The 12974-nt window shown below is 34.0% G+C and carries 12 protein-coding genes; 1 reads left to right on the plus strand and 11 read right to left on the minus strand.

Features of this window, described 5'->3' with window-relative positions; translation table 11 throughout:
* Positions 1-677: 677 nt before the first annotated feature.
* The 5 genes from ACWNT5_RS22515 to ACWNT5_RS22535 form a co-directional block, all read right to left on the minus strand.
* On the minus strand, positions 678-1343 hold the full coding sequence (locus tag ACWNT5_RS22515) for a helix-turn-helix domain-containing protein (RefSeq protein ID WP_299610563.1): 666 nt from the start codon (positions 1341-1343) through the stop codon (positions 678-680).
* Between the two features lie 835 nt (positions 1344-2178).
* Positions 2179-2844 carry a helix-turn-helix domain-containing protein gene (locus ACWNT5_RS22520; protein ID WP_299610563.1) on the minus strand — a complete coding sequence of 222 codons (666 nt, stop codon included), beginning with the start codon at positions 2842-2844 and terminating at the stop codon, positions 2179-2181.
* 426 nt (positions 2845-3270) lie between these two features.
* Complete coding sequence (locus tag ACWNT5_RS22525; protein ID WP_299610566.1) at positions 3271-5262, minus strand: ATP-binding protein; 1992 nt, start codon at positions 5260-5262, stop codon at positions 3271-3273.
* Positions 5263-5418: 156 nt separating this feature from the next.
* Positions 5419-5574, minus strand: coding sequence for a hypothetical protein (locus ACWNT5_RS22530; RefSeq protein ID WP_299610568.1), 156 nt, complete (start codon positions 5572-5574; stop codon positions 5419-5421).
* Positions 5575-6168: 594 nt separating this feature from the next.
* Entirely contained in the window at positions 6169-6408 is a 240-nt protein-coding gene (locus ACWNT5_RS22535; RefSeq protein ID WP_343914228.1) for a hypothetical protein, read from the minus strand.
* 189 nt (positions 6409-6597) lie between these two features.
* Here ACWNT5_RS22535 and ACWNT5_RS22540 point away from each other — a divergent pair, with 189 nt between their 5' ends.
* Positions 6598-7608: a helix-turn-helix transcriptional regulator gene (locus tag ACWNT5_RS22540; protein ID WP_299610572.1), complete on the plus strand. Its 1011-nt coding sequence runs from the start codon at positions 6598-6600 to the stop codon at positions 7606-7608.
* A gap of 19 nt (positions 7609-7627) precedes the next feature.
* On the opposite strand, the gene ACWNT5_RS22545 is transcribed toward ACWNT5_RS22540, so the two are convergent.
* The 6 genes from ACWNT5_RS22545 to ACWNT5_RS22570 all read right to left on the minus strand — a co-directional run bounded on the left by ACWNT5_RS22545 (position 7628) and on the right by ACWNT5_RS22570 (position 12883).
* Positions 7628-7963 (minus strand): single-stranded DNA-binding protein, encoded by a 336-nt coding sequence (locus tag ACWNT5_RS22545; RefSeq protein ID WP_299610574.1) that lies wholly within the window; start codon positions 7961-7963, stop codon positions 7628-7630.
* A 197-nt stretch (positions 7964-8160) separates the two neighbouring features.
* Complete coding sequence (locus ACWNT5_RS22550; RefSeq protein WP_299610576.1) at positions 8161-9399, minus strand: cation:proton antiporter; 1239 nt, start codon at positions 9397-9399, stop codon at positions 8161-8163.
* Between the two features lie 12 nt (positions 9400-9411).
* Positions 9412-9795 (minus strand): DUF2721 domain-containing protein, encoded by a 384-nt coding sequence (locus ACWNT5_RS22555; RefSeq protein WP_299610578.1) that lies wholly within the window; start codon positions 9793-9795, stop codon positions 9412-9414.
* A 5-nt stretch (positions 9796-9800) separates the two neighbouring features.
* Complete coding sequence (locus ACWNT5_RS22560) at positions 9801-10547, minus strand: hypothetical protein (protein WP_299610580.1); 747 nt, start codon at positions 10545-10547, stop codon at positions 9801-9803.
* A gap of 32 nt (positions 10548-10579) precedes the next feature.
* The gene (locus tag ACWNT5_RS22565; RefSeq protein ID WP_299610582.1) at positions 10580-12190 is read right to left on the minus strand and encodes a glutamate synthase-related protein; all 1611 of its coding nucleotides are present in this window, start codon (positions 12188-12190) and stop codon (positions 10580-10582) included.
* 12 nt (positions 12191-12202) lie between these two features.
* The gene (locus ACWNT5_RS22570) at positions 12203-12883 is read right to left on the minus strand and encodes a Crp/Fnr family transcriptional regulator (protein ID WP_299610585.1); all 681 of its coding nucleotides are present in this window, start codon (positions 12881-12883) and stop codon (positions 12203-12205) included.
* Positions 12884-12974: the final 91 nt, after the last annotated feature.

Consider the following 12974-nt stretch of genomic DNA (forward strand, 5'->3'; position numbering starts at 1 on the left):
AGGTAAAAATAAAATGAGTGTACTTAACGCAGTGAGAAATAAAATTATTCATAGAATCTTTGCTATAATAAAAAACCAAACTGCTTATAAAAACAATTTGGTTTTGTCATAGAAATCAGTGTGACATCTCAGTGTGACATTTTAGTGTGACTTCAAATTTCACAACAATTTTTCGATAGGCCGTTTACAGTCTATGAGTCATATTTATATCAGTACTTGAATTGATGATATATTACTTAAAACCTATTCTCGATACACTTCTCGTAAAGTCGAAGCACTCGAATTGACGGTTTTATATAGTTGATCGTCACATCGAGTGTTTTTGTGCAGCGGTAGCGGAACTAAAAATGTACTTCGACAAGCTCAGCAGAACTATCGAGATGTTTTCTGACTTTTCTTTTTTTCATTGTCAACACTTCGACAAGCTCAGTGTGACATCTCAGTGTGACATTTCAGTGTGACTTCAAATTTTACAACAAGTTTTTGATAGGCCGTTTACAGTCTATGAATTATATTTTATATCAGTACTTGAATTGATGATATATTACTTAAAACCTATTCTCGATACACTTCTTCTTATGTCGAAGCACTCAAATTGACGGTTTTTTCTTTTCTCGAATGGCTTCTTGATTATAAATCGAGTCGATAATCTTGAGAAGATCGGCGTAAACAAGTTGCTATAGCAATCCTAAATCCTTTACAATAGCGACTAAATGTGTAGTGTTTTTAGCTTTGAAGTCATCAAAAAGCTTGCTTAGTTTTTTGTCTATTGTACTTTCGCTATTCGGAGTTATTTTAAGCTTTTTAAGCTTTTGTACGATTTCCTTTTTAGTCAGTCCCTGTGATAGTTCTTCTAATAACATGATATCAAAATCGTCTAGATTGACGATATTATCGGTACTGGCCTCTGTAACTTCTGGCGGTAAAACGGTATCTCCCCGAAATACACCTTGCACGCAGCTTACTAATTCTCTTACTGCATTTTGCCCTTTGCATACGTAGCCATTGATATCTAGTTTTTGAAATAACATATTTATTTTGTCTGGTCTGCTTTCTTGTGAGTATACAATGACGTTTATATTGGGTTGTATTTTTCGGATATCCTGAATCAAATCGATTCCGGAAGTTCTGATTTGTACTTTGTGATCTTCTTTAAATGATAGATCTGTTATAAGTAACTCAAAAGGTTCATTCTCCTGAAATGCTTTTCTGAATTTGAGATAGGCATCATCACAATACTTAGATTCATGGATATTCTGAATTCCTAACCCTTCTTGTATTACTTTTATAATTCCTTGATTGGCGATTTCATAATCCTCTGCAACCAATACTTTCGTAAACATCGTATACGTTTTAGTTCTGTTATAAAGGTCAAATATAATTGTTCCGTAAATAGGTTGATTACGCTTTTCCGTATTCTTTTGATTTATTATGAGAAAGATCTTGTCAACTATCTTTTTGAAGAAGAATCTTTAGGTTGAAGAACATCTCCCTAAACCCCTTCCTCCAAATGGCGGACAGGCTTTCAAAGAGGGACTTTTTAATTTTATATGTAAAGAATTAAAACTCCCTGTTTTCTTTTTTTCATTGCCAACACTTCAACAACACTTCGACAAGCTCAGTGTGACATCTCAGTGTGACATTTTAGTTTGATTTTAAGTTTTACAACAAGTTTTCGATAGGCCATTTACAGTCTATGAGTCATATTAATATCAGTACTTGAATTGATGATATATTACTTAAAACCTATTCTCGATACACTTCTCCTAAAATCGAAGTACTCGAATTGACGGTTTTATATAGTTGATCGTCACATCGAGTGTTTTTGTGTAGCGGTAGCGGAACTAAAAATGTACTTCGACAAGCTCAGCAGAACTATCGAGATGTTTTCTGACTTTTCTTTTTTTCATTGCCAACCCTTCGACAACACTTCGACAAGCTCAGTGTGACATTTTAGTGTGACTTCAAATTTCACAACAATTTTTCGATAGGCCATTTACAGTCTATGAGTTATATTTTATATCAGTACTTGAATTGATGATATATTACTTAAAACCTATTCTCGATACACTTCTCCTAAAGTCGAAGCACTCGAATTGACGGTTTTTTCTTTTCTCGAATGGCTTCTTGATTATAAATCGAGTCGATAATCTTGACAAGATCGCCGTAAACGAGTTGCTATAGCAATCCCAGATCTTTTACAATAGCAACTAAATGTGTAGTGTTTTTAGCTTTGAAGTCATCAAAAAGCTTGCTTAGTTTTTTGTCTATTGTACTTTCGCTATTCGGAGTTATTTTAAGCTTTTTAAGCTTTTGTACGATTTCCTTTTTAGTCAGTCCCTGTGATAGTTCTTCTAATAACATGATATCAAAATCGTCTAGATTGACGATATTATCGGTACTGGCCTCTGTAACTTCTGGCGGTAAAACGGTATCTCCCCGAAATACACCTTGCACGCAGCTTACTAATTCTCTTACTGCATTTTGCCCTTTGCATACGTAGCCATTGATATCTAGTTTTTGAAATAACATATTTATTTTGTCTGGTCTGCTTTCTTGTGAGTATACAATGACGTTTATATTGGGTTGTATTTTTCGGATATCCTGAATCAAATCGATTCCGGAAGTTCTGATTTGTACTTTGTGATCTTCTTTAAATGATAGATCTGTTATAAGTAACTCAAAAGGTTCATTCTCCTGAAATGCTTTTCTGAATTTGAGATAGGCATCATCACAATACTTAGATTCATGGATATTCTGAATTCCTAACCCTTCTTGTATTACTTTTATAATTCCTTGATTGGCGATTTCATAATCCTCTGCAACCAATACTTTCGTAAACATCGTATACGTTTTAGTTCTGTTATAAAGGTCAAATATAATTGTTCCGTAAATAGGTTGATTACGCTTTTCCGTATTCTTTTGATTTATTATGAGAAAGATCTTGTCAACTATCTTTTTGAAGAAGAATCTTTAGGTTGAAGAACATCTCCCTAAACCCCTTCCTCCAAATGGCGGACAGGCTTTCAAAGAGGGACTTTTTTACATTTACTTTTAAAGGATTTATGTTCTTTATTTTCTTTTTTTCATTGCCAAAAAAAGAAACAAAAAAGTCTAGGCTTACGAAAAATTGTTTAAATTTTTTGTTCTATTCCTAAATTTTAGAAACTCGCTACGCTCAAACAGTCTAAAATTTTACGGAATCTTCACTTCAAATTTTACAACAATTTTTCGATAGGCCGTTTATTATTAGGAAGTTGTGTTTTGGTTTTACACAGGAATTTTGATCTCAGCTTTAAAGCCTTTGTCTTTTGCAGAATCAAACGTAATGTTTCCTTGGATGGCCTGAACGCGTTTCTCGGTATTACGGAGTCCGTTTTTGGATTTGATATCTTCTTGTTCGATACCGATACCATTATCAGAATATTTGATCAAAAGTTTGTTTTTTTCATTTTTGAACACAATGGCCACCAGATCTGCCTGACTATGCTTTTGCATATTGGTCATGAGTTCTTGTAATACTCGGTAGATGGTGATTTTTAGATTCTTATCTACCATATCCCAATTGATTTTATCAATACCTCTAAGAATCAATTTGCTATGATTCTCGGTATAATTGGTCAACATATCCGTAAGTTCTTCGGTGTAGGTTTCATCCACTTCAAACTCACTATTTTCTCTGGAAATATCTCTGGCTTTGTTATAGGCAGTATTTAGTTTTTTGGTTATCTGCGGATCATGAGGATCATTTTGATATTGCATCATAACCTGAAAAATATCATTCCCTATCTCATCGTGTAAGCGTTTAGAAATACGCGTTTCGGTTTCATAGGCCGCCTGAAACTCTACAATCTTATTTTGTTGTGCAAGATATCGTGTACGCTGACGTGAAAAATAAATGATAAAAGCAATAAAGGTAACGAGTAGGAGCATCCCAAGTAGGTAGATGGTATTTTGATTTTGTACTTCTTGGATTTCCTGGCTTTTCTGTTCGTTTTCTTTTTGGAGGTTATCACTCTCGAATCGGATACGGGCAAATTTATCTCTAAATAGGTTATCTCGTTTGGTTAGACTATCACTGAGTTTGATATATTTCATTGCATACTGTCTGCCTTCTGAGGGTGGCGAAACTTTTGCAAGGAATTCATAAGTTTGGAGTAATTCATCATTATCATGTGTTTCATTTGCTAATTGTTCCGTTCTTTTTGCGAATTTTTTAGATAATGTATAATCACCTTTATATTGATAATATTCTGCGAAGTGCAAATTACTAGTTGAAATTCCGACAATATCATTAATACTATCTCTGATATAAAGTGCTTTTTTAAATAAATATAATGAACTATCATTCTTTTTATTAATTAGGAATTTTACATATCCTAGATTATCATAAAGTCGAGCTATTCTTTTAGGGTTTTTTTTCAAAAAGTCTTTATGAGCTAAAGCTTTTTCTAAATAATCTACAGCTGCATCATATTTTTCTTGTGATTTATAGGTTGTGCCAATATTATTATAAGATTGAGTAAGATATAGTAACTCTTTTTTTGAATTCTTTGAGTATTCGATTGATTTTTCAAAATAGCCTACAGCATCTTTATATCTTCCTGATTGTTTAGCAACAATTCCTAAGTTGTTGTAAGAAAGGGGTATGTATCTTAAGTTTCCTGATTTTTTAAATTTTTCAATTGCTTGAATAGTTAAAGATTCACTTTGCCCATAGTCTTTAACTTTTCTAGATAATTTAGCTAAGTCGATTAATACTTTTCCATGGTGATAAGCATATTGTGAATGTTTAAATTTCTGCTCTTTGTCAAAATATGTATATAGTCGATTAGCTTCATAGAAATAGAAATAAGTACTATCTAAAATATTTTTTTTCCTATAGTAAATACCAAGATTTGCATAGGCTTGGGCAATTCCAAGAGAATCATTAATAGATTTAGATAGTCTTAACATTTCTTTATCCATTTTCTTAGAACTTTCTTGATCATCTATATCATAATATGCAGCTGAAAGTTTACTTGTTTTTTCTCTTTTATTCATATCGTCTGAAAGCGTATTGTAGATGCTAACAGCCTTTTCTATCAATAATTCTCTTTCTTCTTTTGATTTTTCTTTATCAGATGCTTTTATCAAGTATTCGTCAATGAGACTTAATTCCTTGATTTCATCATCTTCATTGATATGTTTATGATTATCAGAGCAATTGTAAAGAGCAATACATAAGTGGATTACAATTAGAAATAGGACTCGCTGATTCATAAAATTCTTCTGAAATTGAATATGCAAATATCTTATTTTGAATAGATATTTGGTGAATCTAGAAAAAAAAGCTGATAAATGAAATAAGAAATTCTAATAAGTTAAAAGGACATTCTAATTAATAAGAATGTCCTTATTGTATGATTTTGAGTGATGTTAGTTTTTGTCAACTTCATCATCTTCATCCTCAGTAAGTGAGATTTTAGTCTCTACTTCTTCGACTCCGATTTCATCCTGGATGGTTGGAGGTTCGCAAGAAACAAGGTTAACACCTAGTAATATAGCTAATAATATAAATCTTAAAGTTTTCATGTTGTTAGTTGTTTTGTGATTGATATATTCCAATTGTTGGGGTACGCCCATAAGTGATAGCCCCAGCTAGTATGCGGATACATACATTTCACCTATGGGAAATGATCCTTTGTTTTCGGGAAAGTGATCCTCGTGCTGTCGCATTACCCTACTTTCCCCTTTTAGGTAGTAGCGAACTGCACTCGGATGGTACTTAGATGGCACTTGGAGAACACATTGATGATACTTAGGCAACACTTAGACACGCTCAGTGTAAAATCTTAGTATGACATCTTAGTGTAGCATCTAGGTGCGACATCCTTGTATGTTCATTGGTGGTGTGGCTCGGCGTAACCATCGATTGTTACACCTTTAGTTACCAATGCTTTTTTTGCGTTTGTTAGAAAATTTTTACTGGATATACTCGATATTTTCGGTATTCTCATCTTTAGATAAGCAGCTGGTTGTTTGGTATGGTGCTTTAGAATTTACTTACCTGCCTCGCCGGTAGCCGGGTTTTCGATACATCCGTCCTGGACGGGTACTTCAACTGATGTAAATGTTCGACCTTTAGATCGATATTGCACCGTTCGCTAATCAGTACTTATAAAAAGCTTACGAAATTCCAACTATATGCGAAGTATAGCTGTCTGTTATGAACGCTTTGCGAAAGCTAGTGTTCATTAGATCTAGTGCTTTTTCCAGTATCTTGTTACTGTCTGCACTTGGCATTTTTGGTGGAGTAGTATTTACAACTGAAGTGCAAAATCCTATCCCAACGAAGCCAGCGAATGCATCGGTAAACAGATAATTTCTGATCTCCTGCTCCTTTTTTGATAATTGATTAAACTTCATTGTACTATATTTTTTACTCGATAATCGAGATTTAAACATTTTCAGGTTTCCCCTGATTTACTTATTAATTACTCGAAACACTATCATTGTGCCTCTTGTTTCATTATTTATAGTACAAATATCTGGTGCCAGTACGCATTCTTTTTGCGTAGTAAAAAGATAATTCATATTTTTCTTAAAATTTTTAACATGGCGTCGAATAAAAATGCTCTAATTCGTTATAAAACCATAGATCAGTGTCTTCGTAATAGCTTTAGAACATGGACATTGGATGATCTGATCGAAGCCTGTTCTGATGCTTTGTACGAATACGAAGGAAAAGATGTATACGTAAGCAAAAGAACAGTTCAGTTGGATATACAGATGATGCGTAGTGACAAATTGGGGTATAATGCACCGATAGAAGTATATCAGCGCAAATATTATCGATATGCAGAGGAGGACTATAGTATTATGAATATTCCGGTTACCGATCATGATATTAAGATTATGAATGAGTCCATACAGATATTACGACAGTTTAAAGATTTCTCGCTTTTTAAAGAGATGAATGGTGTGTTAGAGCGATTGGAAGATTCTGTATATGCTACGCAAAAGAATAACAAACCTATTATTCACCTCGAAAAGAATGAGCAGCTAAAAGGATTACATCATATCGATATGCTTTACCACGCTATTTTGGATAAGAAAGTCCTGAAAATTGGTTACCGTTCATTTAAAGCCAGACAACCTAGTGAAATCGAGATCCACCCACAGTTATTAAAAGAATTTAATAACCGATGGTTTTTACTGGCAGTTGGTCATAACAGAAGGTCACTTACTACCTTTGCTCTAGATCGCATCATTAGTATTGCTACTTCAGATACAGACATATCTTATGTAGACCATCATATCGATGGAGACGATTATTACAAAGATGTGATAGGCGTGACCGTTTCAGAAAATGTTCGACCAGAACTGATTAGCTTTCGCGTTGATCGTCGTAATGCTCCTTATGTGACTACAAAACCTTTTCATAGCTCTCAGAAAACAGTTGCACGAGATGATTATGGAGTGACCTTTAGCATCGAAGTGCAAATGAATTTTGAGCTGGAACGATTGATTCTCGGTTTTGGAGATAGTATCGAAGTACTACAACCAGAAAAACTGCGTAATAGAATTCAGGAAAAATTAAAACGAGCGGTAAAAAAATATACTTAATGTATCCTTCATAGCTACGCTATTTATTTCCTAACATTAATAATTCGTGACAAACTACTTCGGTGATGTATCTTTTATTACCCTCATTGTCATCATAACTGCGAGAGGTTAGTTTACCCTCGATGGCTATTTCTTGTCCTTTGGTTACATATTTTTCGATAATATCAGCGGTTTTTCCCCAAGCAACGATATTATGCCATTGCGTATCCGTGATTTTGTCTCCAGCTTTGTTATAATAGTAGTCGTTGGTAGCGATAGAAAACTTGGCTAGTTTTCTTCCGGAATCTAAAGAGATAATTTCTGGTTCCTGTCCTAAATTTCCGATTAATTGTACTTTGTTTTTTAATGTATTCATGACATTGATTTTTATAATCTGCATAGCGCAGATAGATTAGATAATGATTATCGAGTTCTTATGTTTCGACAGGGCAAACATAGGAGTAGAAGCAAGTTACATACGGTTAGGAAGTGTTTATTTTCGGTTGTAAACGTTTGTAGTCGTTTGTGTCGAATAGTAGTTTTATGGAAGATTTATAGAACTCTAAAAGGGATTTATGAATATAGTTTTTTGACCAATTGTCCAATGCTTAATCCTTGTACAAGAATAGAAAAGAAAACAACCACATAGGTAATATATAGGATTACTTCTGCAGATGGATTATCGGCTAAACTTAATGCTAATGCCAATGAAATACCACCTCGTAAACCACCCCAAGTTAATATGGTTACGGTCTTAATCGGACTTGTTTCTGTATGTTTTAATAAAGAGTAGGGAAGTAGTACCGAAATAAATCTTGAAAATAATACAATGAATATGGCTATGATTCCCAGTATTAGATTTCCAGTATCGAATTTTAATAAATGAATTGCTAGTCCGATAAGAACAAATAAAATACCATTAAAAATATCGTCTAATACTTCCCAGAGGTCATTCATTAGTTTTCTGGTAGGTCCTTTATTAGTAGCAACGTTTAATTTGTTACCGATGATCATTCCAGCAACTACCATTGCTAATGGTCCTGATACATGAATCAGCGATGCTAGTGAATATCCACCCATTACGATTGCCAAACTAATCATTACGGATAATTGTGGATTCTCTTCTACAGATTTTATACTATGGTATCCGATAAAACCTAAAACAATTCCATATACAATGCCGCCGATGGCTTCTTCCATAAATAATTTTCCAATTTCGGCGCCTACAGATCCTTCTAGATTTCCTTCCATACTTATAAGAATTAGTATTCCAGAGAATACAACCACTCCAATACCATCATTAAACAGCGACTCTCCTTCGATTTTAATTCCTAAACTTTTGGCAATATTGGCTTTTTTCAGGATGGCCATTACCGCAATCGGATCTGTAGGCGAGATAAGTGCGCCAAACAGGAGTGCATGTAATAACGGCAATTCTATATGCAATAGTCTTGCTGCGCCAAAGGTTAATCCGCCAACTAAAAAAGTAGAAATTAGAACTCCCAGTGTTGCAAACAGGATAACAGACCATTTTTCTTTGGTAAGTTCTTCGATATTTACGTGTAAAGCTCCAGCGAATAAAAGAAAACTAAGAATACCATCTAATAGTAAGGTTTTGAAATCAGAATTGGCAACAATATCACAAAAGAATTCATAAAAATCGGGAACAATACTTTTGCTAAGTGTAATGATGATCACGGTGCATAAACTCATGATCATTAAACCAATGGTGGCAGGCATTTTTAGCCATTTGTAATTGATAAAACTAAAAAACGCGGCTATAGAAAAAATAATACTGAAGGATTGTAGCATGATTCTAAAGGGCTAACATTTATTATTAAATTGATCTTGTCTAATTTTTACAGCCTTAAAAGAATATACTATGAGCGCTAGAAGTCCTAATAATGCGCTAATAATTCCTGAAATAGTAATATAAATGGCCGAATCGAAATTACCTTCTACACTTTTATAAATTCCAGAGACCAATGCTGCGATTACAAAACATGCTACAGCGATGTACATGAATACCATAGCACTGTTTAATAATTTAAGCTGTTTAAGCTTTCGTTGAATAAGTATTGGAGTACTTCCCTCCTGATCTATCATTCCTTTGATCTCTGATGAGAGATTTACCAAAAGATTGGAAGTAGATAAGATTAAAAGCCCTATGCCAGGAATGATGGTTGCAGGAATATACCAATGTTCCATAGTTATTAACTTTTGTACGCAGTTAGCGCTTCGTTTAAGAAATTGATACCTTGTTCTTTTTCAATTCCGGTAATTGGTAACACCGCTCCTTTAAATCCATTATTTTTCCAGGTTCCTATTGATAACTTTTTAAAATCAGAAGTATCTACACCATCATGTCCATGATATCCGCTGATGTAAAAATAATAATCATCTATCATCGTATCTGGTATTGCCATTCCCAGGCCAATTGATATTCCTGATGCGTTTATGCTAGGAACGAAGGCGCCAGTATCGAAATGGTGTGGCCAAATCCTAATTTCTGCTTCTAAGTTATTCGTATTTAGAAATTCTTCTATAATAGTATTTGCTAAGATTCTTTGTTCTTTTAGTTTTTGTAAGTTGTCAGCATCTTCTAGTTTGAATATATAGTCATCAGTTATTTGATATGGGAGTTCATAATGAAGATCATAGATGTAAGATTTAGATAGTTTACTTTTTGATGCCATACTATTTATCCATTCCAAAACTTGGTTATGAGTTTTACCATCTAGCAGAAATATAGCAATGGATTCATTGTCATTCCATTCTAATCCAAAGGTTTGGTAATTAAGAGAAAGTGTGATTGGTTTTTTATCCAAATTTCTAGTAATGAGACTTCTTTTTTCGATAGAAAATCCGAGATTGGTATGACTATCATCTTCTTTTTTATCTACAAATGAGATTCCGGCAGCTGCTAGATATTGGGCAGCTAAGTGCAATTGTGCTGTCATGGTTTTATTTTTGATTTTGTGAAACACAGGTTTTATAAAACTCCTGCATAATTGATACCTGTTAACTGATGCATATCTCGATCAAAAGTTGATAAATCATTATGATTAAACTTAGAAATATCATCATATCCGCAAGCTCTTGCAACTACTTTGATGAGGTCATTAGTGGCTTCAAAATAATTACATAATTGTTTAGCAGAAGATTCTATAATCAACCTACTTCTCAGAGATTCTTTTTGCGTGGCAATACCAACAGGACAATTATTACTACCACAGGCTCTCATTCCTAAACATCCAATTGCTTGCAACGCAGCATTAGAAACCGCAATAGCATCTGCTCCTAACATCATGGCTTTAGCAAAATCTTCTGCGATTCGTAATCCACCAGTAATAATTAAGGTTACATCAGTAGCGCCAACTTTATCCAAATATTTTCTGGCTCTTGCCAAAGCTGGAATTGTAGGGACATTGATATTATCTCTTAAAATTGTAGGAGCAGAACCTGTTCCACCACCGCGACCATCTAAAATGATATAGTCTACGCCTACATCTAATGCAAATTGAATATCTTTTTCTATGTGACTTGCAGCAATCTTAAAACCAACAGGAATGCCTCCTGTTTTTTCTCTTACTCTTTCAGCAAAGTCTTTAAAATCTTGTACTCCATGAAAATCAGGAAATGTAGCTGGAGAAATAGCAGTTTCCCCTTCTTGTAATCCTCGAACTTCGGCAATTTCCTTACTCACTTTATTTCCTGGAAGATGGCCGCCAGTTCCGGTTTTAGCGCCTTGTCCACCTTTAAAGTGAAAGGCTTGTACTTTTTCTAGTTTATCCCATGAGAACCCAAATTGCGCAGAAGCAAGTTCGTAAAAATATTTGGTGTTGCTTTCTTGTTCTTGGGGTAGCATACCACCTTCTCCTGAGCAAATACCAGTTCCTGCCATTTCTGCTCCTCTGGACAACGAGATTTTTGCCTCTCTAGATAAAGCACCAAAGCTCATATCGCTTACAAATAATGGAATATCAATACTTAATGGTTTTTTTGCCTTTGGACCAATAATTACTTTGGTAGCTACATCTTCATGATCTAGTAATGGTCTGCTGGCCAATTGTGCTGGCAAGAATTGAATGTCACTCCATTTTGGAAGTGTATTTCGATCCACACCCATTGATGAAGAAAACCCATGATGCCCTAGATTTTTTAATCCGTTTTTTGCTAGTTCTTTAATGTATCCTGTATAGGGTTCTGTGTCTTCAGGATGTGTATCTGCAAAAGCGCCTAAATACTCGTCTCTATTAAAGGGTTGTGGATGCTGAGTTAGATATTTATTTATTTCTACTTCATCTACGTATAGCGTATCTCCTTCGATTTTTGTACTAAATTTATGTAATACTTCATTATTATTATATTCAGAAACACCGGTATCATATCTATAATCCCAGCCGTGGACACCACAGATAAGATTATGTCCATCGATATGTCCATCTGCCATTAAGGCTCCTCTATGCAAACATCTTCCGTATAGTACAGATATTTCTTCATCAAATTTGATAATTACAAGATCAAGTCCGTTGACTAATGCATGTGTTGGTTTTTTGTTTTCTAAATCATTAATCTGAGCAATTGCTACTGGTTTTTCCATGGTTTGAGTTAATTATGTATGAATTGTGTTTGTCTGTTTATAAATTAAAGTGATCGTCTGCGTATTATAATCGATCATCCCTTCCTTTCTTAACTTACTTAAAGTATTGCTTACCGTTTGCCTGGAAGTATTTGTTAGATTGGAAATATCCTTATGTGTGAGTAAGTTTTTTGCTACTAGGTTTTCATTTTCCTGCTCTCCGAATTCTTTTACATAATCAATAATGAATTCTTTGATTCTAGTGCCGCTATCTTTATATAATAGATCTTCTAGTCTTCTTTCTAACCTTTTTATTCGTAAACCATAGATTTTTAAAATCCCATTTTTTAGGGATTTGTGTTTTTCTATAATACGTTGCATTCTCGAAGATTCTATATAACATACGATGCAATCTTCTAATGCTATTGCTTGCTCTTTGGTTTCTTCTGATTCGTTATAAAGTGCTAGCTCTCCAAAGATGTTTCCTTTCTTTACAATGTGTTTAACCTTATCATTAATGGGGTTGATGATTTTTACAGTACCTTTTTTTAAGAAGAAGATATTCTTTTTGTTCTCTTTTGATAGTTCGATATGAGCACCTTTATCAATATTTTCCATCTCCAAAATTTCACACATACGCATCATAGTGATTCTTCCTAACTTATTGAATAAGTTAAATCCTTCTAGAAACCAATATTTAGTGTAAGTGTTCAATGTAAGTGCTAGTTAAGTTATTACTGTTAAAAGTAATGAATTTTAATAGCACTAAATCTTACTAAATTGTTAGATGTTACTTCAGACGACA

It is taken from the genome of Aquimarina sp. 433 (assembly GCF_054054605.1).